Source organism: Salinispora tropica CNB-440, from assembly GCF_000016425.1.
Classification (GTDB): domain Bacteria; phylum Actinomycetota; class Actinomycetes; order Mycobacteriales; family Micromonosporaceae; genus Micromonospora; species Micromonospora tropica.
Map to the genome: position 1 here is coordinate 2,592,042 of NC_009380.1, position 21,200 is coordinate 2,613,241.

A 21,200-nucleotide genomic window follows, 5' to 3' on the forward strand; every position below is an offset into this window, starting at 1 on the left:
GTGTCACTTCCGACGGCGCTCCCGGCCTGCGCTGCGGGAACGCGCCTGTGCCACCAACCGCGTCACGTCCTGCGCGGTGGCGGGGCCCGGGTTGACCACGCTGACCCAACCCTGCACGGCGTAGGCGGGGTGGGGCAGCAGGCGGTCCGTCTCCGCGAAGTCGAGCCCGTCGCGGTGTGCGGGGAACTCCTCCGGGCCGTAGCCGAACAGGTTGCGGAACTCGGTGCGCCCCACCTCGATGTTGAGCCGGTACCGTCCGGGCTCGGCCAGGCGGGACCGCTCGTCGAAGCCCGGGACGTCGTGCCCGACGATCGTGGCGAACGGTCGAACCCGTTCTGCGCCGGTGAAGAAGAACCGGTCGCCCCAAGTGTAGGGCGGCTCGGACCCCGGTGCGATCCGGGTCTCGGTAACCCCGGCCAGGCCGGCGATCCGGGCCGCGTCGGCCGCGCCCGGCGCGGAGCCGATGTGCAGGATCGCGTCGCAGCTCTCGACCGTCGCGGCGTCCAGCGACATCAACCCGAGCAGGTCGGCCACCCGCTCGCGTGGATCCTCGCCGGCCGGAGATGGGAAGATCCCGGTCTCGGGGCCGAGCCGATGCTCGTAGGTGCCGGGCTCCGGCTGCCCGAGCCCGACCGGCCCGCTCGCCCCGAGACTGCCGGCCACATACACGTACCTCTCGCCGAGCAGCGGGGACACGATCGAACCGGCGCCGTTCCACTGTGCTGCCAGGGCCTGGCCATCCCAGTGGCTGGCCCATCGGCTCGGGTGCCGCTGCAGGTGGGCGTTGTGGGCGAAGACCAGGACCGGCCCGCGGTCACGCTCGAGAGCGAGGATGTCGAGCAGGTTCTGCGCCATCAATGCGTCCCGCACGGAGAGCAGACGACCGATTCGCTGCGACTGGGTGCCCGGTTCGGCCATCGCGGCGTGGTAGGTGAGCAGGCCGATGATCGTGGTGGCGAGGATCCTGGCGCGGTGCCAGGACTCCGTGGAGGTGCCCTGGATGAGGCGGGGCGCGTCGGCGTACAGCTGTGTGCGGAGCCTTTCGGCGATACCACGCAGTGCGGTCGCCTCCGGTGACCGGCCGGGAGAACACGTCGCGTCGAACATGATTTCCTGGGCAGTCCAGCGGCTCTCGTCGCCGACCAGGCCGTCCAGGTCGGGCACGGCTGCGCCGAGGTAGTCGCGCAGTTCACGCAGGAACGGGCCGGGGCTGGGGGCGCCGGTGATCTCGGTTGGCGCGTCGAAGCCGTGAAAGGCGACGCGTTCGTCGGGCGGCAGCCTCTCGTTGTGGGTACGCAGCCAGTCGACCAGTTCACGGCTGGCGGGGTGGGTAGCCCAGCCGTGGCTGATGCCGGTGGTCAGGTCCACGTCGTCGCGCCGGCCCTGCACGTAGTCGTTGACGGCGAGGCCGGCGGCCCGGTCCGACTCGATCGCGATCGACCGGAAGCCGTGCTCGACGAGGGTTTCGAGGATCCGGTTGCGCAGGTGGGGGAAGGCCGGCTCGCCGTGGTAGGGCTCGCCGATCCCGAGCAGGCGCGGCCGGTGGGCGCGGAGGAGGGACCGCAACTCCTTTTCAAAAGCCATGACCTTAACCGTATCGTTGAACGACCGATTTAGACTTTGGCTCTCTTTCTGGGGGAGAAGCATGTTGAAGTCTCAAAGGCGGGTGTACCGGCCGGTGGACCTGGCCCGGGCGCACGGGCTCTCCGCGCAGGCGGTCCGTAACTACGAGGCGGCCGGAGTGATCCCGCCGGCCAGGCGGACGGCGAGCGGATACCGGATCTACACCGACGACCAAGCGGCCGCGCTGACCGCCTACGTCGCGCTTGTTCGGGGGTACGGCTTCCAACCGGCCGGGAAGATCATGAGGTTGGTACTCCGCGACGACCTTCCGTCCGCCCTGGCTATCGTCGATGCCGCCCACGTGTTGCTGCAACGCGACCGGGAGACCCTGGACCAGGTCACCACGGCCGCCACTGTCCTGGCGTCATCGTCCACATCGGTTGCGTCCGGTCCGAACGCGGCCATCTCCGTCGGTGTTCTCGCCCGCCGGCTCGGTGTCACCCCAGCCACGCTGCGTAAATGGGAGCGGGTCGGCATCCTGGCCCCGGCCCGGTCGCGGACCGTGCGGGTCTACTCACCCGAGGATGTGCGTGACGCCGAGCTCGCCCACCTCCTGCGACGCGGTGGCTACCTGCTCAGCCACATCGCTGCGGTGATCGAGCAGGTGCACGCCGCCGGTGGGGCCGGCCCGCTGGCGACGTCGATCGAACAGTGGCGGGAGCGGATCACGGCCCGCGGCCGGGCGATGCTCACCGGATCCGCTCGCCTCGCGGACTACCTCTCCTGTCTGGACTCACCAGGCCAGGATCCGCCGGGCTGACTCGTACTCCTTGGTTAGCTCGTTGTCGATGCGGGACGACCGTTCCTGGGTGAGCACCACCGCCGGATCGTGGCACTGAGCGCCTTCGAGCATCAGGTGGCGCAGACCGGTGGGTGGATGGGAGGAGAACGGCGACGCCTCCTCGCGGCCCGACAGCTGCCGCAACGGTGGCAGCTGGTCGGCGCTGGTCGCCCACGACTCGGCGACCGCCGCCTGCCACCGTTGGGGGCCGTGTCCCGCCCTGGACTCCCGGCGTACGGCGAGTGCCATGGACTCGACCCGTAGCGCGGTGTCGAGCAGACTTTTCGCGGCGGCTGATCCAGCGGCCTTCGCAGACATCTCGTCAGCCAGGTACTCGGCCCGTTGACTGTCTCGTAGCGCGACGCACACGAGTACCGCATGCAGCGTGAACAACAGACGGGACAGCGGGTATTGGATGATTCGCCCAAGGGTCGCCCCGATCCATTCGATGAGGCTGGGGGCGGTCGATGGCGCAGGGCGGAGGAGGTCCGCCGCGCAGCCGAGGGTGGTGAACGCCGGCTGGGTGAGCAGCATCCGCCGCGGGTCGCCGTTGACGAAGTGGCCGAGTTCGTGACCGAGCAGGGCGACGCGTTCCTGCGGTGCGAGGGATCCCCAGTACGGCAGTCCGAGACACAGCACCCGGCGGCGGATGCCTACCGTCGTCGCGTACGCGTTGAAGTCGGCGTTGACGGCAATCACGTTGGGAGCTGGTGTCCCTAACGCCTGCGCCACCTCGTCAACCAGGGTGAAAAGCTCGGGTGACCGGTCCCGGCGGAGGACGTCGGCGTCGGGGTCGAGCCGCCCGAAGCGGGGCCGTAGTCCGACGGCGAGAGCGAGCAGGGGAACTGCCAGCAGAAGCGACGGGCCCGGGAATGGGAAGGCGACGAGTAGCCAGAGCCCGGTGGCAGCCAGGGCCACCACGCCGAGGAACAGCAAGCCGGATGCGGCGGCGGTGACGACGGTGGCTGCGCCGACGCCACTACTGCCCAGCGGTCGCCCGAGCAGTCGGTCGAACTGGCGACGGGTCATGCGGTACCCGATGTCGTGGATTCGTCGGTCCAACCACCGCCAGCCGAAGAACGGGCCGATGCGTTCAGCGTCGTACGCTTCGAGGTTCCACTCGCAGGCCGGGCACCACGGCAGGGTCTCGCGTGGAGCGACCGTGGCAGCACCGCACTCCGGACACGTGTCACCGGCTACCGTTGTGTCGATCATGAGCGCTGATTCTGCCAACCAATGTTGGCGCGTGGTACGCCCGTTCGGCCTGATCCGACTACCAGCCAATCCTGGCGGGTAGTCGCGTACTCCACCTCACCGTGCTCGCTGCCGGGCAGCGGGTCGTCGACGTCCAGGTGAAAGGTACGTACATAGTCCAGCCCGACCGCGGCCATGGTGGCGCGTGAGGGCAGGTTCACCGTCATCGTTTCGGCGAAGATCCGGTGCAGGCCCAGATCCGCGAAGCCGTGCCGGATGAGCTCACGGGCGCCCTCGCTTGCCAGGCCCTGACGCCAGTAGCGGCGCAGTAGCCGGTAGCCCAGCTCCGCCTGTCCCTCGACCGGACCCTGATCCGCGCGTTCCGGCGGCTGCAAGATCCACCATCCGACGAACGAGCCGTCCACCAGCCCAGCCCAGAAGCCGAGCCCGGGAACCACCAACGCGGTGGCAATCCGCCGCCGATGCGCCTGCTCCACCTCCGCCCGTTGCCGCGGCCGGCCCAGATAGCGCATGACTTCCGGATCCGCGTCGAGCCTGACCTCACCATCCAGGTGATCGTCGCTCAACGGTACGAGCTGAATCCGCGCGGTCCGCAACGTCGCCTGGGTCACGAGCGGTATCCTGCCCCGGTCGAACACCGCACCTCAATCGCATTCACCCGCACGGTGGAGTCCCGCGAAGTGGTGAACCGGTGCAGCGGGTGGATCGGGTGGGGCCCGCTTGACTGGGCGACCTTCCACTCGCCGGAGGTAGTGTGGCCGGCGCTCTGCGACTCCCGCCCCGGGTTTGCAGCCCCGGTGTCCGGTGTTCTATCTGGCTACCGTCAATGTGCTTCCAGGACAAAAAAGATGAAGCAGATGAAGGATTTTCGGTCGCCGAGGTCGGGCGGGAGGAGTTCGGGTGGGGTATCCGACGAGAAGGGAGGCTCGCTGATGACCGCGATGCGAAAGCCCGCCTCGGTGAACGCGTCGGTCATGGCGTGCAGGGGTCGGTGCCAGAAGGTCAACACCACGTGCTCGTCGCCGAAGGTGTACTCGCCCGAGTGCTGGGTGACGGAGAAGTAGTCGGCGTTGGGGTCTCTGGATTCGAGGATGCGGGGGTGGTTGACCGACAGGAGGAGGCGGCCACCGGGCTTGAGTACGCGCCGCAGCTCGGACAGGGCGGCTCCCCAGTCTTGCAGGTAGTGCAGCACGAGCGAGACGACGACATCATCGAACGCGCCGTCGGCGAACGGTAGCGGCAGGCTGATGTCGGCTACCTGCAGGTCGGCGTCCTCGCCGAGCCTCGTTCGCGCCAGTTCGACCATGGCCGGGCTGGAGTCGAAGCCGGTAACGATGGCGCCCTTCGCCCGGAGGGCTTCGGACAGGGGACCGGAGCCGCACCCTGCGTCGAGCACTCGACGCCCCTGGACATCGCCAGCGAGCGTGAGCATCGCCGGTCGCTCGTAGTAGGCGTTGTAAAAGCCTGACTCGTTCTCTATCGAGTAGCTCCGCGCGAAGTTGTCATAATGGTCGGCCCTCATCACGTCCTCGCTTCTGTGGGTACGCGCCGGGGTGGGAGAACCGGTCGATAGTGACACAATCACGACAGACCGTACATCAGCCACCCACCCACCTGCCTCACCGGTCCGCAGGTGCCGTAGACGGCATGCACGAGACCGGCCAATGCGCGTCAACGCCACGCCCCAGCTCGGCAGGACCTACGTAAACCCCGTCTGACCGGCGGCCCTTCAGCGTGGACGATTTGTCATACCGCTGCGTCCTTGCATTTCGGCTGCCCAGGCAGTTGGGTCACAGACATGGCGCGAATCGCGTACGACAACGCGGACGCCGCAGCGTTCGAGGCGACCCGGCACCTCACCGACGACGGGCTTTCGGCCTGGCGGGAGGCCGTGACCCGGCACCTCGATCCCTGGGCCGGCATGCGGGTGCTCGACCTGGGCTCCGGCACCGGAATGTGGGCGCAGGCCTTCACTGCCTGGTACGACCGCATCGAGGTCATCGCGGTTGAGCCCTCCGAGGCAATGCGCGCCCGCTCTTCCTACCAGCCTGTCATGGATGGTAACGCCGAGCGCCTCCCGCTCGACGACGGCAGTATCGACGCCGCCTGGATCTCCACGGTCATTCACCACGTGCCGGACCTGAACCGCGCAGCCCGAGAACTGCGCCGGGTCGTGTGCCCCGGCGGCCGGCTGCTGGTCCGTTCCGCATTCGCCGGTCGACACAGGGCGATCAGCCTGTTCCGCTACTTCCCCGAAGCCATCCGCGTACTCGACACCTACCCCAGCGTGGCTCACGTCGAAGCAGCTTTCTCCACCGCCGGGTTCGTTACCGTCGGTTTCGAGCAGGTGCCCCAGGTAACGGCAGCCTCACTACGCGAGGTCGCGACGGCGTTGCGCCGCGAGGCGCACACCCCGCTACAACTGATCAATGACGATGAGTACGCCGCAGGCCTGGCCCGACTACGTAAGGCAGCGCGCCGTGAAACCGGACCAGTGGTTGATGCCCTGGACCTGCTCGTCCTGACCTGAAGCAGCAACAAGACTTCCAGAACTACAAAATCCTGTTTGATGCCGGCGTTCGGACGAACGCGCCCAATTCGGGTGCACCCGAATTCGGGCCTCGTTGGACAGCTCCCACCAGCGCGAAAACGTGATCCATGGGCTCAGCTGCGACAGTTGTCCTCTGTGTTGACACAAGACGAGATCCGGTCACCGTGAGCTGTTGGCGGGTGAAAGAAGTTTAGTCCGGGGTGCTCGGGTGCTGCACGGGTCGGTGGAGTACGCCAGGCCGTGTGGGACGCCGGAGCCGTCCGTGACGCCCTGCGGTGAGGTCACGAGAGCTCTGGCTACCCCCACCCGGCTGGGCTGCCATGGTTGGGGCGCCGCCATCCCTGGGCCTGACGACAGTTGCTAGAGATATCTTTCTAAAAGATTCTCTAGCATGTGATCGACGAGGTGCCTGAACGTTCAGTCAAGCTCACCGACCCACGCACCCTGCGGGCGTACGCGCACCCGCTACGGATGCGGCTGATCGGGCTGCTGCGCAGCGACGGCCCAATGACCGCAACCAAGGCTGCGGCCCGGCTCGACGACAACGTGCCGAACTGCTCGTTCCACTTGCGGCAGCTCGCCAAGTACGGACTCGCCGAACGCGTTCCCGGGGCGGACAGCCGGGAACGGCCCTGGCGGGCCACCGCGCAAAGCACCTCCTGGGACGACGACTCCGACGACCCGGCGATGAAGGCCGCCACCGACCAGCTCAACACCGTGATGCTCGCCCTCTACGCGCAACGCGCGCAGGACTATCTCGCGGTCCGCGGCGACGAATCTGTCGAATGGCGGGCCGCCACTGGCTTCAGCGACGCGGTGCTACACGTCACCGCCACCGAACTGCGCGAGCTCACGGAGGAGGTCAGAACGCTGCTGGCCCGATACGACGAACGGGGTGCCGACCGGGCGAGACGCCCGCCCGGGTCTCGCCCGGTGCAGATCATTCAGATGGCGGTACCGCGTGGACCCGTACCCCCCGAGGAGCCGCGAGCGGAGACGGACCGTGACTAAACCCCTGGTCCGGGCAGATCCGGCACCCCCGCGCCGGCCGCGCTTCCCGCGGCTGCTCCAACAGACGGACTTCCGCCGCTACTGGTCCGCCCAGACCGTCTCGCTCTTCGGCGACCAGATCACCATGCTCGCCATGCCGCTGCTGGCCGTGCTCGCGCTCGGCGCCGGACCCGCCGAGATGGGCTACCTGACCGCCGCCTCGCTGCTGCCGAACCTGCTCTTCTCACTGCCAGCCGGCGCGTGGATGGACCGCTACCCGCGCCGACGTCAAGTAATGATCATCGCCGACCTTGGCCGGGCGGGCCTTCTGCTGGCCGTGCCGCTGCTGTGGTGGGCGGACGCACTCAACCTGCCGCTGCTCTGTGTCGTGGCCTTCCTGATCGGGGTCCTCTCGGTGTTCTTCGGGGTGGCCCACAGCAGCCTGTTCGCCAGCCTGGTCCAGCGGCAGAACTATGTGGACGCCAACAGTCTGATCAGCGGCAGCAGAGCCATGTCCGACGTGGCCGGCCCGAGCATCGGCGGCGTACTCGTGCAGGTGCTCACCGCTCCGGTCGCGCTGGTCGCCGACGTGCTCACCTACCTGACGTCGGCTGTCTTCCTGACCCGGACAACGGTCACCGAGCATCCCGCACAGACCGGCCCCGGCATGGGCATGGCCACCGGCGTGCGCTACGTGGCCCGCTCCGCGGTGCTACGCGCGGTCCTGCTCGGCCTCACCACACTCAACCTGTTCAATTTCATGTTCGCCGCGCTCTTCGTGCTGTACGTGACCACCGAGCTGGGCGTCTCCCCCGGGGTACTGGGCCTGGTCATCGGGGCCGGCGCGTTCGGCGGACTGCTCGGCGCGGCGGTCACCGGCCCGCTCAGTCGCCGGATTGGCATCGGCCCGGCGGTGATTCTCGGCCTCGTCGTCTTCCCGGCCCCACTGATCCTCGTGCCGCTGGCCGGGGGACCGCGGCCGCTGGTGCTCGCGCTGCTGCTCACTGCCGAGTTCGTCTCCGCCCTGGGCGTCATGATCCTCGACATCGCCGCCGGATCGGTGCAGATCGCGGCCACACCGAAGACGATGCTCGCCGTGGTCTCCGGCGTCCGGCGCACCGTCAACTACGGCATCCGGCCCGTCGGCGCGCTGATCGGCGGCGCGCTCGGCGCCACGATCGGGGTCCGTCCCGCCCTCTGGATCGCCAGCCTTGGTGCCCTGCTCGGAGCGTTCTGGGTCGTCTTCTCCCCGCTGCGCACCATGCGTACCCTGCCCGAGGAATGGCATCCGCCCGCGGCGGGCCCGGTGGGCAGCAACTAGCCAGGGGGCCGACCGGAGTACGCCGGAAACCGGCAATAGGCGGTTCTGATCCGCGGCTGACCTGGGGACTTCCTCACGAGCATTGATGTTGGTGAGAGTCTGCGGCGGCGCGGGGGCCTTTGTCCGGTTGATGATCGGGTGGTGGCTTCGTGGCGTCGATCGAGAGGAACCGCGTATCCGCGGTTGAAGCGTGTGGTGGCGGGTGGGGTGGCCGCGCTGTCGGCGGTGCATGAAGCGGTCTCGGCCCATCTGGGCACAACTATCTGCCGCTGGTGGAGCGGTTCTACCCGTTCGTCGCGCTCTGGGCTGTTCGATCTGTTGAACGTCCTGGTGCTGGAGCCAACAAGCACTGAACGGGGCGTTCTGGACACGGTGCGGTTCCTGCGTGTGCAACGGGCCAAGACCGGCGAGTCCTTGCGGGCCGCGTCGACGGCCGGAAGGTCGACCTCGGGTTTGCCTCTCAGGAGTGGCGCACGCTGATCGCCGACCGCGGGCGGCCGGGCAAGCTGGTGCGCCGGCACTTCGAGGCGTGCGTGTTCTCCTATCTCGCCGCCGAGCTGCGCTCCGGCGCTATCGCGGTGGCCGGCTCGGAGTCGTACGCGAACTTCACCGCGCAGCTGTTGACCGATGCCGAGTGCGCCCCGCTGATCGACGCCTACTGCGCGGAGGCCGGGCTGCCGGCCGACGCCGCTGCGGCGACCGCGCTGCTGCGCGAGCAAATCGAGACGGTGGCCGCGACGGTGGACACGGGGTATCCGGGCAACGCGGACCTGGTCTGCGACCGGGTAGGGTCCACCGGCTAACGTGGCGCTGCAGCCCGGCATGCCCCAGCGCATCGATGACGACCGTGGCGGACCGCTTTGCTGATCATCGCCGTCAGCCGTGTGATGACGGGTGGGATTCGAGGCGTTGCGTCGAACCTGCGTTCAGGGCTTCAGTGACGTGCTAGATGCCGCCGCGGATCATGTTGCCGTACGCGTCGTCCGTCAGATACTGGACAAGGGTCCGGGTGGTAGTCAGGTGCTCACGCGCAGCGCTGTGAAGACTTCTCGGGCGAGGTAGCGCTTAAGGCAGCGGATGATCTCCCGTTTGGTCTTGCCCTCGGTGGTGCGCCGGGCGGCGTAGGCGCGGGTGCGTTCGTCGTAGCGAGCCCGCTCAAGGCCAGGATGTAGAGGTGGCGGTTGCCGGCGCGGTTGAGCCGGTGCCGGTTGGTCTTGCCGGACGAGGCGGGGATCGGCGCGACGCCGCAGAGATGCGCGAACGCGGACTCGCTGCGCAGCCGTTCGGGGTTGTCGCCGGTCGCGGCCAGCAGCCCGCCGGCGACGTCGGCCCCGACGCCCCTTGATGGCCATGAGCTGCGGCGCAGCCTGGTGGGCCAGTCGCTCGATCTCACCGTCGAGCGTTGTGATCTCGGTCGTGAGCTGCTGGTATCGGGTGGCGAGGGACTTGAGCGCCAGCTTGCTGGCCGCCTCGATCCCGGCGATCTGACCGGGACGGAACCGCGCTGCAGCGACAACGAGCTGCGGCAGCGACAACGCGCGCAGCCGATCCCGTAGCTGCCGGTGCCCTCAACGCCGACCTGGTCGACCGACGCCAGTACACCATAACAGTCATTATGGTGTACTAGAATTTTGTCCGCTTTGCCGGTTTCTCTAAATTTTCGGATTACCAATATTTAAAATTCAATAATCGACTGCTGAGCGTTGCGGGTGCCGAAAACTTCATCCGCCCTGGTCGCAGTCATCCTGATCGCGGCATGTGTGGCCGGACCCGGGCTGGTTTCAACGACCGGACCTCGACGATGCTCTCTGCACAGCGCTTGGCAAAGATGATCGGTTGTGTTGCTGCGGCTGGCCTACCTCGGTGTGACCAACGCTCTGGCTCCGCTGCGGGTGTTGCCGATGAGCGACCGCGACAAGGACGCCGAGATCCTCGCCCTACGTCACCAGATCATGGTGCTCGAACGGCAACTACACGGCGACCAGGTCCGGTTCACCCCCGCGGACCGGGCCTGGCTGGCCGCTCTGCTGCACCCACTACCCCGCAGCGTGCTGCACCACCTGCGGCTGCTGGTACGCCCGGAGACCGTGCTGCGCTGACACCGAGACCTGATTGACCGCCGACATCCCCGACACTCCCGACCTCTTCGGCCGGGACGGCCACCGACGATCCGACCGATCCGCACGCTCGTGCTACGCCTGACTCGGGACAACACCGGCTGGGGATACCGGCGCATCCACGGTGAACTGCTCGTCCTCGGGGTGAAAGACGCTGCCTCCACCGTCTGGCAGATCCTCAAAGACGCCGACGTCGATCCGGCACCGGACCGCGCGCACAGCACCTCGGCGACGTTCCTACGCTCCCAGGCTCAGGCGCTCGTCGCCGCGGACTCCTTCGAGACTGTGACGCTGACCGGTACCCGCCCTGTACGTCCTGGCCCTGATCGAACACGCCACCCACCGCGTCCGGATCCTCGGCGCCACCACGCACCCGACCGCCGCCTGGGTGACCCAGACCACCCGCAACCTGGTGATGGACCTCGAAGACGCCGGCTGCCAGGTCCAGTACCTGACCCGCGATCGCGACGGCACGTACCCGGCCCTGTTCGACACCATCCTGGCCGACGCCGGTATCGAGGTCACGCTCACCGGCGTCCGCATGCCCCGCATGAACTCGATCATGAAACGCTGGATCCAAACCTACCGCCACGAACTCCTCGACCGGACCCTAATCCTCAACCAGTCCCACCTGATGCACGCCCAACGCGAGTACGAACACCACCACAACGAACACCGAGGGCACCGAGGCATCGCCAACGCCCGACCACGGGCACCGCTACCCGCCCCGATCACCGACCGCAACCGACTCGCTCAACTGAACATCCACCGACGTGACCGACTCAGCGGAATCCTCCACGAATACGACCATGCCGCTTGACCAGCACGGATGGCACTTTCGGCACCCGCAGCCTCCCGGGCCGGGTCCTCATTGCTGTTGCGGCGCAGGTCAGACAGTCCCGGCTGCGGGGTGAACAGCCGAAACTCAACGCGCGGCAGGAGGCACCTGGTCGCGCTGCACCACGTGGCTAGCACACCAGCGCTGAGCTGGCCGAGTTGTTCGGCATCGCCCGATCAACGGTGTACCGGGCGATCGAGCGAGCGGCGGGCCCCGAGTGGCCGATACCGTGATCACGAAGCCGTCTCGTCTGTCAAAGGCCCTTCAGGACACGATCAATTGCCGACCGGGCTGCGGGCCCCAGTTCGGCTTGGCCGCCTGGCAGACCGCGGCCCCCGTTTTGACCCACCAGCCGACTGATCCGGTCGGGCGTCCGGCCGCAGTCGGTGGCCCGCCACTGGGCGATGGTGCGCCATGCGAAGGCCAGCAATAGTCCGAGCACATACAGAACTTTGCGGGGTCCATTCCATGGCGGCCGCGCGTTGCACATCCAGTCGGCTGGCCAGGCCACGTTCCGAACCATCCTGCGGTCGGGACGACCCTTACCGTCAGTACCGGTTCGCGGCAATGGACTACCGCGAACCGGTACCCGGAACTCAGGCGGTGACAGTCGTCGCTTGTTTCGTGGGAACCGCAGGCCCGAACAAGCCTCGCCTGCCCAACCACAGAATTGCCGTGCTGCAGGTAGCGCCGAGCGCCGCGAGCGCTAGCCAGAGCACGATGGACATCTGGGTAGATCGCGCCCAGTCGACTGCGCCGCCAGCGAGCATGTTACCGATGGCGACAGCGACACCGGAAACGGTGCTGTAGACCCCATAGTGCGTGGCGATTCGACCCTCACCAGCCAACGTGACCACCATGTCCATTTCGAACGGGTAAGCCACCATCGTCGCCACGGCGATGATCGCTCCGGCGAGAACGGCCGACGCGACGACAAGCATGGGTGGTCCGGTACTCGCCGCGGCTACAGGTAGGAACGCCGCGCCCAGTAGTGCGACTCCCCAGGTGAGTGAGCTGTGTGGTGACCAGCGTCGCCGGCACCAGGCGGTGACCCGGATCTGTGCGAGGACGGCAAGCAGACCTGAGGCCGCGAACATGGCCGCGACGGCGAGCTTCTCCACCGCCGGGCTGGGAGCGTTCGCTTCGATGGTGAGGGGCAGCGTGAGATAGACCTGAAACGACAGCACGTAGGAGCCGGCCATCGCCACGGTGAACAGCATGAACGGTCGGTTGCGCAGAACCTGCCGCCAGGAAGTCAGCATCCCGCTGACCAACCCACCGTCGCCTGGCTCACCCCTTCGCCCACCACGAGCAGGTAGTGCGCGAGCCTGTGCGACGGTCAGGATGGCGAACACGGTGGCGGCGACGAGGCACGTCAGGCGGAAGTCGGCCGCTGTCAGCGCAAGCCCGACCAACGGGCCGACCAGGATGCCGGCTTGGTAGAAGACGTTGAACACGGCGAACGCCTCCACCCGCCGTTCGCCGGCGTCCTCAGCCAGGTAGGCGCGTACCGCTGGGTTGAACAGCGCCCCGGCCAGACCGGTGGCTGCCGCTGCGACGACGAGGACAGCCACGGAATCGACCAGCCCGAGAAGGGCAAAGCCGACAGTACGCAGGGTGCAGCCAGCGACGATCAACGGCTTGTACCCGAACCGGTCGGCGAGGCTTCCGCCGACGGCGAACATGCCCTGCTGGCTGAAGTTGCGTACGCCCAGGACGAGCCCCACGATCCAGCCGGCGAGCAGCAGCTGCGCCGACAGGTAGTTCGCGAGGTACGGCATCAGCATGTAGAAGCCGAGATTGATGCCGAACTGGTTGATCAAAAGCAGGCGTACCGGCCGGCCGAAGGAGCCGAATTGCCCGAGAACATCCCTCATCGCCGATCACCCTGCCCGAGGTCAACGATCTGGGTGCAGCGGGTCCACCGGTGGACCTCGTGGCTGGTCGGGGCACAGATCCTGTCGGGGTCAGCGGCCGGTTCGATGCCAAGCAGGTCGTGCCGTCGGCAGTAGTCGTCGCTGAAAACGGTGTCCCAGTAGCGCTGCGGTCCGTCTGGGAAGACGGCCACGATACGGGTGTCGAATGGCAACGTCCGCGCCAGCCAGGCGGCGACGAGGGCGACGGCGCCAACACTCCACCCGCCGCTGACATAGCCGTGTACGGCGAGTTGCCGGCACGCCCACACGGCCTCGGCAGGTGCCACCCAGTGGACCTCGCTGAACCAGCCGTACTGGACATTGCGGGGATAGATGCTGCTGCCCAGCCCCCGCATCAGCCGGTGACGCGCTGGCTGACCGAAGATCGTTGAGCCGATGGTGTCGACCCCGACAAGCCGTGCGTGTGGAAAGTACCTGCGTATAGGCGCGAACGTGCCGGCGGAGTGACCACCCGTACCGACGCTGCACACCAGGACATCGATGCGTCCCAGCTGTGCGACGAGCTCCAGGCCGAGACCCTCGTAAGCGGGCAACGTGTCCGGGTTGTTGTACTGGTCCGGGCACCATGAACCAGGGGTAGCGGACAGAATCTCGCCCACGCGCTCCCGCCGGGCCTGCTGCCACCCGCCCTGTAGATGTGGGCGGTCGACGACGCTGATCGCAGCTCCCGAGGCGGTCAGTAGCCGTTGCATAATCGGCTCAAGGCCGGGATCGGTCACCAGCGTGAGTGAATGCTGGTACGCGTTGGCTGCCAGCGCGAGTCCCAACCCGAAGGTTCCACTGGTCGATTCGACAATCATGGCTCCCGGGCTGAGATCACCTCGCTTGCGCGCCTGTGCCACAAGGTGCAGTGCGCTGCGATCCTTGATACCTCCGGGACTGAACGCCTCAAGCTTCGCCCAGAAACCGCGGGCAGCAGAGGTGAGTGGTCGGCCGACCCACACGATCGGCGTGTTCCCTATCAAATCTGTAGGTGTGTGATGGACACCGGTCGGGTGCCCCAGGAGCTGCGCCGGACCGGGAAGTGGGCGTGCAGGGATAGCGGCTTGCATGGTATGTGTGGCCTTTCGCGTGAATGACTGGTCAATGACATGGAGATGCCCTTGACCATCAGTTCCGCGCTACACACTTCAACAAGAGACGCTGCCGGCCCGCCTTGGCCCGGTGAGGTGCACGGTATTCCGGGAAGCGCGTGAGTACTGCCTGATCGCTTGACAATGGGGCGGCTTGCGTGTCCGCGAGTTTGACATGCGAACCCGACGTATTCCGGCGCATCGTGGGCGCGAGCCGTCCGCATTGGATCGAAAGGTGATGGTGCTGCTTCGAGTGCTGGTGCACGGCGACCTGAGCAGCAAGATGCGCTTGGCTCGCACTACTTCGATGATGTCCGGTATAGCCGTGGGCAAGGCAGAGTAATATACACAATAGTGCGAGAGAGGCGGTGGATGGAGACGAAAAGTAGGGAAGCCGGGTTAACCGTCCGCTTCGCACCTGTCGGAGGATAGTAGACTTACCGACCCGGAACAAGACGCTAGGTAGTGATATGCCTTCGGTGAGTAAAACTCGCGGTACGTCACCCGTGCGAATGACGCCGGGGCAATCCTCAGGGCGTTCTTCGCGAGGATGTGTGCTCGGTGGACGGACCCTGATCGATCGGATGGAGCGCACACGCCGTAGTAGGCACCTTGGTAGCCTTCCGCGAAGATCATTACGCCTGCCCCCAGTCGGCGCCTCGATGATGCCCTGGTACGAGCAGCGGTCAGACCTCGCGCCGAACCAGGCGGCACTGGCGACGCCGCCGCAGCGGCGTACCGCACCGCCTCCTCGTTCCGGCCAGTCCAGTACGCGATCGTGGCCTGCATTCCCCGGGCGTAGGCACGAACTCCTGCGTGGCCGATGATCTCGCCGTAGGTGCCGGCGGCCCGGGCGTACTGCATCGCCGGCGACCACAAACCCAGGTCAACAGCGGCACTGGCCAACAAGGACGTCGCCTGCACGGTGATCAGATCCCGCTCGTGCTGCTGGCCGGGCCGTCGGGTTCGCTCCAGTGTCTCGACGGCGAGCCCACGCACCCGTAGCGCCTCGTTGATCGTGGCAGTGGGTGTCAGTTGCCCGAAACCCCGTGCGATCCCGATTGCGTCATCGCGTAGCTGTTCAATCGTCAGGTCAGACACAGCCCTACTAGCCCCTGTGTCCATCGCGTGCTTGCTGGTCTCCCGCGCGACGATCATGATTGCCTGCCGCACTCCAACGTACGCTCCACGCGGATCCTGCACCAATACTGAGTCACCAGTGGAAGCACCTGTGGTCGGCAGTAGCGGCCTGTCGGGATCGGGAAGCCGGCTGGGGGAGCTGGCCTCGGCGATCGTCTGGTGATCGAGGACTGTGCCCCAGCGGGCGTGGCGTGCTGCGTCGGCCTCCTCCTCCCGATGCCTGATCTCGAACGACCGGTACTCGTCGTAGCCGTCAATCAGCTCGCCGCCGGCCTGGAGAAGTGACTCGCACTGCGCCCAGAAGACCCGGTCGACCACCTGCTCGCCGCGTTCGACACCGGCCACCGTGCTTCGAGTGCTGTTCACCAGCCGCGCCACGTCATCCTGAATCAGGCCACGCGTCTTGCGCCACGCGGCGAGCCGCCGTCCAAGCGCCCGCTTCACATCCTTGAGTTGCTGCGGGTCCAAGGGGGTACACCTCGTGGATGCCGCCGAAGAACTGGACCTCCATCGCGATCGGAGGAGGATGGCCACCGCTCGTTAATTTCCCTAACGGCACGTTGACATTAACGGATGTCAGCGGCAGGGGCATGCCGGCGCCCGCGAGCCGGAAAGATTGACGAAGACGTACCGCCAGCACCGCGACCCCCGACCAGGAAGCCCGGCCGGCCTCACCGTCTCGTTGTCTGGGCTCGTAGGGCGAGAGGGGAAACCATGATCAAAACCCATTGGGACAGGACGGGCTGCCACCGGGACGGAGCGGGACGGAGGGGATGCGCGTCGCACGAGCACCCACCGAGCACCCCGCCGTCCACCAGGGACGGAAAAGCAAAGGCGCTTGACCCATGTTCTTACAGGTCAAGCGCCTTACGATCTTGCGCGCCCGAAGGGATTCGAACCCCTAACCTTCTGATCCGTAGTCCGATGCCAAGACGACCCGACGGTGTCCATCCGCCTGCACGACCGTTCCTTTCCCGACGAATACGGCATCTGCTTCGCGGTCGAAGCCCGCGCACAGGGCCTACACGCCGAACTACCCGGCACTGAGATGTGGGTCTGGGACGAAGCCTGGCTTCCTGACTTCATCAGTCAGCTCGCCGCCGACTACCGCGGCTGGGCCGACGAGCGGACCTGGCAGGCCAACCACCTCACCGTTCGCGCTACCTTCCACTCCGGAGGTCACGTGGCACTCACCTGGCAGCTGCAACCCTGGGTATCCCGCTCTGATGCCTGGCAGGCGTCGATCACCACCTGGCTCGAAGGCGGGGAGCAGATGAGCAATCTCGCCGCGGACCTCCGCGAGTTCCTACCCAACCCCGGTCCGACCAAGTAGCTACCACGGCATCACCCCGCAACCGCACCTCTGCCGTCGACCACCGTGGTTCGCTGCACTCCGTGACCGAAGCCTGTTCAGGCGGACGAATACCAGCTACATCGAATAAGTGACTCTGCCAGTCGGGCGGGCCCGGCGGCGGTATCCCTGCCGGCGGCATCGACCGCTAAACCGGGGCCCCATCAGCCCCCGGAGATTTCGGCAGCTTCATGCCCCCTAGATGGGTTTCCCCGACCGTGACGGGGTCCACGTATGCCGCGCGCTGCGTGCCCGCGACCCCGAGGTGCCGATCATCGCGGTAACTGCGGGGGTCGGGATCGCGGTGATCTCACAGTTCCGGATCGTCCGGGTTCTCCCGGTCGGTCGACGACGACTGGGGCCTACCGGCTGCGGCGACGGCCTCCGCGAGCCGCCGCCGCAGGAACGCCCGTTCCGGCTCGTTGCCGACCAGGTCGAGTGCCCGACGGTACGCCGCCGCGGCCTCCTCGACCCGACCCAGTCGACGCAGCAGGTCCGCCCGGGTTGCCGGCAGCAGGTGGTATCCGGCCAGCCGGCCCTGCTCGTCGAGCGTGTCGAGCAGCCGCAACCCGGCGGCCGGACCGTCCCGCAGCGCCACCGCCACCGCCCGGTTCAGTTCCACCAGCGGTGACGGCGCCAGCCGGGCCAGTACGTCGTAGAGCGCGACCACCTGGGGCCAGTCCGTACCGGCCACGTCGGCGGCCTCGCTGTGCAGCGCGGCGATCGCGGCCTGTACCGCGTACGGGCCGGGGCCGTTGGCCAGCGCGTCGGGTACGAGTCGACGACCCTCCTCGATCTGGTCGCGGTCCCAGAGTGTGCGGTCCTGCTCGTCGAGGAGTACCAGGTCGCCCTCGGCGGTGCACCGGGCGGCCCGGCGGGCGTCGACCAGCAGCAGCAGGGCGAGCAGCCCGGTCACCTCCGGTTGTCGGGGCAGCAGCCGGTGCAGGAGCCGGGCCAGCCGGATCGCCTCGTCCGCCAGGTCGGTCCGGACAAGCTGCGGACCGCTGCTCGCCGCGTACCCCTCGGTGAAGATCAGATAGATCACCCGGAGCACCCTGGGGAGCCGGGCCGGCAGTTCGGTGGCGTCCGGAACCCGGAACGGGATCCGGGCGGCCCGGATCTTCTGCTTCGCCCGGCCGATCCGCTGGGCCATCGTCGGCACCGGGACCAGGAACGCCCGGGCGACCTCGGCAGTGGTGAGTCCGGCCAGGTAGCGCAGGGTCAACATGATCTGCGTCTCGCCGGGCAGCGCCGGATGACAGCAGGTGAAGAAGAGCGCCAGCCGCTCGTCCGGCAGGTCGTCGCCGTCGCCCGGCTGGGGCGCGGCCGGCTCTTGCCGGACGGCCTCGGCCTGGAGTACGGCCAGCCGGGCCGCGTAGGCGCGGTCCCGGCGGAGCCGGTCAACAGCCCGCCGCCGGGCGGTGGTGAGCAGCCAGGCCGCCGGACGGCTCGGCACACCCCGCACCGGCCAGTGCAGCAGGGCCGCCTCGATCGCGTCAGAGGCGACCTCCTCGGCGAGGTCGAGGTCGCCGAAGTGTCGGACCAGGGTGGCGAGCAGCCGCCCGCGCTCCTCCCGGAACACCCGCTCCAGAACGTCGGGGGCCGGCAGCTCGCCATCGGACACGTCTATCCGCCCAGGCCGTCGTCGACAGTGCCGGTCACGGCTGCTCGAACTCCAGGACCGGTCGAATTTCAACCTTGCCGCGCTTCGCGGCGGGGCAGCGGGTGGCCCAGCCGATGGCGGCGTCCAGGTCCGGCACGTCGACCAGGTAATAGCCGCCGAGGATCTCCCGGGTCTCCGCGAACGGCCCGTCGGTGATAGTCGGCTCGCCCTGCTCGGGGGCCTGCACCGTCGTGGCGGTCTCGGTGCCCTGCAACGCGTGGCTGGGAAGCATCACACCCGCGTCGGCGAGCAGTTTGTCGTACGCCGAGTACGTGGCGATCTCCGCCTGCATCGCGTCCGGGTCGGTCGGTTCCTGAGCCGGGTCGCCGTAGAGCAGAAACAGGTACTTCACGCGAACTCCTCCGTCTTAATTCCACCCGGATCCTGAGGCCGGCGTCACCGACTCGCTCCGGATCGACAGCGCAGCGACTGCTGCACAGCATGACAACGAACGGGCCTGGTCGAGAACGACAGCCCCACCCAACTTTTTGCCGGCCAGCCTCGAAGGCCCGGGATTCCCGAAGCTGCGGCGAGCCGCAAAGTAGCCAATCATCAGAGTTCATGTATGGATGACGGGTCGTTGGTCGAGGCACGCTCAGCCGCGCCTACTACGACCGCAAACGCACCGAGGGTAAGAAACACAACGCCGCCCTCGTCTGCCTCGCCCGCCGCCGCGTTGACGTCCTGTTCGCCATGCTCCGCGACGAGGTCCCCTACCAGCACAGACCCGTGGTCGCCCTAACATCGCCAGCGTGATGGAACTGGACCTCGACGACTTCGCCGCCACCGTGGACGCCCGCGCCCCGCAACTGCACAACATTGGCATCCAATGGCAGCTACACCGAGGGCCCACCTACAACAAGTCCGCAGCCTGGATCGACTGCACCAACGGCGACCTCGCCGGCTGGTTGATCGTCTGGACCAGCGGTGAGGCCGAACTCGAAACAGCCAACCTGACCACAGGGTCAGTCGACAGCACCCACTACGAACTCTCCGCGCTCAACGACCTCACCACCTGCCTCGATGACCTGATTCGCCGGCTAACTCCTACAGGCTCGTGCGCTTGACAGAAGGCATAGGGACACCCCCGGCCCAGCAACGCCCGCAGCTGGCCGTGGTCTGCACAGCAGAGCACGACATGCTCGGCGAGTGCGGGATCGATCTTGACAAACTCGGCTGGCTACGCGAAGCCCTGGCACTCAACGCCGACACCACGGACGACGAGGGGAAAGACGACGACCTCACACCACTCGATTGACCTGTGCGTGCTCCCTGCGCCGAACGCGATGGCGCAGGGAGCACAGGACTGCAGGGTCTACACCGCGGCGATATCGGCGATGACGCAGGCGATATTGTCCGGCGCCCCTGCGGCCTGAGCCAGACCGGTCAACTGCTGCACCGCATCCTCGGGATCGGTTGCTGTACTCAGCGCCGACTGCAGGGCAGCCCGGTCGACGACGGCCGACAGTCCGTCGGAGCACAGCAGGTACCGGTCACCGGGCAGGGCGGTGCGTAGCGCAAGGTCCGCCTCGACCTGCTGCCCGCCGCCGAGAGCGCGTACCAGCACGGCGCGCTGAGGATGCGCAGTGGCCTCGTCTCGGTCGAGCTTGCCTTGATCCACCTGGGTCTGCACCCAGGTGTGGTCCTGGGTGAGCAGGAACAGCTCGCCGCCGCGCAGCAGGTATGCCCGGGTGTCACCGACGTGCACCAGGGCCAGTTGGGAGCCGCTGCGCAGCAGCGCGGTCAGCGTGGTGATCGGCTGATGATCGTCGGTCGCCAGGGCTTGCACGGTGCGGTCGGCGTCGGTGACCGCACCGGCCAGCATCGTCAGCAGGTCGGCGGCCGGTACGTCGACGAGTTCCAATGCCTTGAGGGCGTCGATGGCAGCCGCGCTGGCTGCGGCGCCGCCGGGTCCCCGCATACCGTCGGCGACGGCCAGCAACCGATCGCTGGCGTACGCGACGTCCTCGTTGCTGTCGCGTATGGCGCCGGTGTCGCAGCCGGCGGCGTAGCGGACGACAAGGGTGGGGTTCGCGTGAGACATGGTGGTGCTCCCTGCTGATAGGTGGTCCACGAGGAAGGTGGCGAGCCGTGCGCGAGCTGCGGTATCGGCAGTGACCTGCCGCCAGTACGCGGTGATCGCCTCCGCCGCCGCCGTAGGCGCCAAGCCACTCACCGTGCGGATCTTCGCCAGTGGCATGCCAATGCGACGTAACTGGGCGACCAGCCGGGCCAGCGGCAGCTGCTCCGGGTCGTAGAGCCGGTATCCGGACTCGGGATCGACCGCCGCCGGCGGCAGGAGCCCGACCTCGTCGTACAGGCGCAACGCCTTCGGCGTCAGTCCCGCCGCCCGGCTGAACGCCCCGATGGTCAGCAGCCCCACGTCGACATCCTCCTCATGCCGGTCACCGCGACCGGCATGCACCAGGCTGGGGCTTACCCAAAGGTCAAGGTCAAGAGCGGAGACCTCGACCAGGCCATCCGCCGGGTCGCGCCGGTCTTGTTGGCCACCAACTGCCAGTCCGAATCCAACAGCGTCCCGCAAGCGATCAGAGCCTCGGGATCCCAGTCACGACGCATGCATCGACCAACGACCCGTC

At 67.5% G+C, this 21,200-nt stretch carries 21 protein-coding genes and 1 pseudogene; 11 read left to right on the top strand and 11 right to left on the bottom strand.

Going from position 1 to position 21,200, the window contains the following annotated elements; genetic code table 11:
- Nucleotides 1–3: 3 nt before the first annotated feature.
- Complete coding sequence (locus STROP_RS11550; RefSeq protein ID WP_012013527.1) at nucleotides 4–1,584, bottom strand: DUF6194 family protein; 1,581 nt, start codon at nucleotides 1,582–1,584, stop codon at nucleotides 4–6.
- Between the two features lie 82 nt (nucleotides 1,585–1,666).
- Between STROP_RS11550 and STROP_RS11555 the strand changes: the two genes are divergently transcribed.
- Nucleotides 1,667–2,383, top strand: coding sequence for a MerR family transcriptional regulator (locus STROP_RS11555; protein WP_187151621.1), 717 nt, complete (start codon nucleotides 1,667–1,669; stop codon nucleotides 2,381–2,383).
- Here STROP_RS11555 and STROP_RS11560 read toward each other — a convergent pair.
- The 3 genes from STROP_RS11560 to STROP_RS11570 form a co-directional block, all read right to left on the bottom strand.
- Complete coding sequence (locus STROP_RS11560; RefSeq protein WP_012013529.1) at nucleotides 2,357–3,619, bottom strand: M48 family metalloprotease; 1,263 nt, start codon at nucleotides 3,617–3,619, stop codon at nucleotides 2,357–2,359. The two genes, STROP_RS11555 and STROP_RS11560, sit on opposite strands and share 27 nt — an antisense overlap.
- A complete protein-coding gene (locus STROP_RS11565) occupies nucleotides 3,616–4,239 on the bottom strand; it encodes a GNAT family N-acetyltransferase (RefSeq protein WP_238380312.1) in 624 nt (207 codons plus the stop codon). The genes STROP_RS11560 and STROP_RS11565 overlap by 4 nt, the downstream gene beginning before the upstream one ends.
- Before the next feature lie 203 nt (nucleotides 4,240–4,442).
- Nucleotides 4,443–5,141, bottom strand: a complete 699-nt coding sequence (locus tag STROP_RS11570; RefSeq protein ID WP_026274931.1) for a class I SAM-dependent methyltransferase — start codon at nucleotides 5,139–5,141, stop codon at nucleotides 4,443–4,445.
- Between the two features lie 276 nt (nucleotides 5,142–5,417).
- Between STROP_RS11570 and STROP_RS11575 the strand changes: the two genes are divergently transcribed.
- From STROP_RS11575 to STROP_RS11590, 4 genes are all read left to right on the top strand, one after another.
- Complete coding sequence (locus tag STROP_RS11575) at nucleotides 5,418–6,149, top strand: class I SAM-dependent methyltransferase (protein ID WP_012013532.1); 732 nt, start codon at nucleotides 5,418–5,420, stop codon at nucleotides 6,147–6,149.
- Between the two features lie 414 nt (nucleotides 6,150–6,563).
- Entirely contained in the window at nucleotides 6,564–7,181 is a 618-nt protein-coding gene (locus STROP_RS11580) for a winged helix-turn-helix domain-containing protein (protein ID WP_018830153.1), read from the top strand.
- A complete protein-coding gene (locus STROP_RS11585; protein ID WP_012013534.1) occupies nucleotides 7,174–8,481 on the top strand; it encodes an MFS transporter in 1,308 nt (435 codons plus the stop codon). Before STROP_RS11580 ends, STROP_RS11585 begins: the two co-directional genes overlap by 8 nt.
- A 509-nt stretch (nucleotides 8,482–8,990) precedes the next feature.
- The gene (locus STROP_RS11590) at nucleotides 8,991–9,284 is read left to right on the top strand and encodes a hypothetical protein (RefSeq protein ID WP_012013535.1); all 294 of its coding nucleotides are present in this window, start codon (nucleotides 8,991–8,993) and stop codon (nucleotides 9,282–9,284) included.
- A 221-nt stretch (nucleotides 9,285–9,505) separates the two neighbouring features.
- Here the strand turns inward: STROP_RS11590 and STROP_RS11595 are convergent, their stop codons facing one another.
- Nucleotides 9,506–9,874 carry a transposase gene (locus STROP_RS11595; RefSeq protein WP_202944439.1) on the bottom strand — a complete coding sequence of 123 codons (369 nt, stop codon included), beginning with the start codon at nucleotides 9,872–9,874 and terminating at the stop codon, nucleotides 9,506–9,508.
- A 445-nt stretch (nucleotides 9,875–10,319) separates the two neighbouring features.
- Here STROP_RS11595 and STROP_RS25355 point away from each other — a divergent pair, with 445 nt between their 5' ends.
- Together STROP_RS25355 and STROP_RS25360 are read left to right on the top strand one after the other, a co-directional pair.
- Nucleotides 10,320–10,580, top strand: coding sequence for a hypothetical protein (locus tag STROP_RS25355; protein WP_012013537.1), 261 nt, complete (start codon nucleotides 10,320–10,322; stop codon nucleotides 10,578–10,580).
- 406 nt (nucleotides 10,581–10,986) lie between these two features.
- Nucleotides 10,987–11,418, top strand: coding sequence for an integrase core domain-containing protein (locus tag STROP_RS25360; protein ID WP_012014116.1), 432 nt, complete (start codon nucleotides 10,987–10,989; stop codon nucleotides 11,416–11,418).
- A gap of 614 nt (nucleotides 11,419–12,032) precedes the next feature.
- Here STROP_RS25360 and STROP_RS11610 read toward each other — a convergent pair.
- From STROP_RS11610 to STROP_RS25705, 3 genes are all read right to left on the bottom strand, one after another.
- Nucleotides 12,033–13,313, bottom strand: a complete 1,281-nt coding sequence (locus STROP_RS11610) for an MFS transporter (RefSeq protein ID WP_012013538.1) — start codon at nucleotides 13,311–13,313, stop codon at nucleotides 12,033–12,035.
- A complete protein-coding gene (locus tag STROP_RS11615) occupies nucleotides 13,310–14,338 on the bottom strand; it encodes a PLP-dependent cysteine synthase family protein (RefSeq protein WP_202944440.1) in 1,029 nt (342 codons plus the stop codon). The genes STROP_RS11610 and STROP_RS11615 overlap by 4 nt, the downstream gene beginning before the upstream one ends.
- 507 nt (nucleotides 14,339–14,845) lie before the next feature.
- Nucleotides 14,846–16,054 carry a helix-turn-helix domain-containing protein gene (locus tag STROP_RS25705; RefSeq protein WP_238380223.1) on the bottom strand — a complete coding sequence of 403 codons (1,209 nt, stop codon included), beginning with the start codon at nucleotides 16,052–16,054 and terminating at the stop codon, nucleotides 14,846–14,848.
- Nucleotides 16,055–16,529: 475 nt separating this feature from the next.
- Here STROP_RS25705 and STROP_RS11625 point away from each other — a divergent pair, with 475 nt between their 5' ends.
- Nucleotides 16,530–16,919 carry a DUF6228 family protein gene (locus tag STROP_RS11625; protein WP_012013541.1) on the top strand — a complete coding sequence of 130 codons (390 nt, stop codon included), beginning with the start codon at nucleotides 16,530–16,532 and terminating at the stop codon, nucleotides 16,917–16,919.
- Between the two features lie 328 nt (nucleotides 16,920–17,247).
- Here STROP_RS11625 and STROP_RS11630 read toward each other — a convergent pair whose 3' ends face one another.
- Both STROP_RS11630 and STROP_RS11635 read right to left on the bottom strand, forming a co-directional pair.
- Nucleotides 17,248–18,561, bottom strand: a complete 1,314-nt coding sequence (locus STROP_RS11630) for an RNA polymerase sigma factor (RefSeq protein ID WP_012013542.1) — start codon at nucleotides 18,559–18,561, stop codon at nucleotides 17,248–17,250.
- 34 nt (nucleotides 18,562–18,595) lie between these two features.
- The gene (locus STROP_RS11635; protein ID WP_012013543.1) at nucleotides 18,596–18,952 is read right to left on the bottom strand and encodes a YciI family protein; all 357 of its coding nucleotides are present in this window, start codon (nucleotides 18,950–18,952) and stop codon (nucleotides 18,596–18,598) included.
- A 245-nt stretch (nucleotides 18,953–19,197) separates the two neighbouring features.
- Here STROP_RS11635 and STROP_RS24815 point away from each other — a divergent pair.
- The 3 genes and pseudogenes from STROP_RS24815 to STROP_RS24020 all read left to right on the top strand — a co-directional run.
- A pseudogene (locus STROP_RS24815) lies at nucleotides 19,198–19,356 on the top strand (IS110 family transposase); the annotation flags it as partial.
- Nucleotides 19,356–19,667 (top strand): hypothetical protein, encoded by a 312-nt coding sequence (locus STROP_RS11640; RefSeq protein WP_012013544.1) that lies wholly within the window; start codon nucleotides 19,356–19,358, stop codon nucleotides 19,665–19,667. The pseudogene STROP_RS24815 and the gene STROP_RS11640, both read left to right, overlap by 1 nt.
- A complete protein-coding gene (locus STROP_RS24020) occupies nucleotides 19,664–19,858 on the top strand; it encodes a hypothetical protein (RefSeq protein WP_148217344.1) in 195 nt (64 codons plus the stop codon). The genes STROP_RS11640 and STROP_RS24020 overlap by 4 nt, the downstream gene beginning before the upstream one ends.
- A gap of 57 nt (nucleotides 19,859–19,915) precedes the next feature.
- On the opposite strand, the gene STROP_RS11645 is transcribed toward STROP_RS24020, so the two are convergent.
- Nucleotides 19,916–20,983, bottom strand: coding sequence for a MerR family transcriptional regulator (locus STROP_RS11645; protein WP_028568384.1), 1,068 nt, complete (start codon nucleotides 20,981–20,983; stop codon nucleotides 19,916–19,918).
- Between the last annotated feature and the right edge of the window lie 217 nt (nucleotides 20,984–21,200).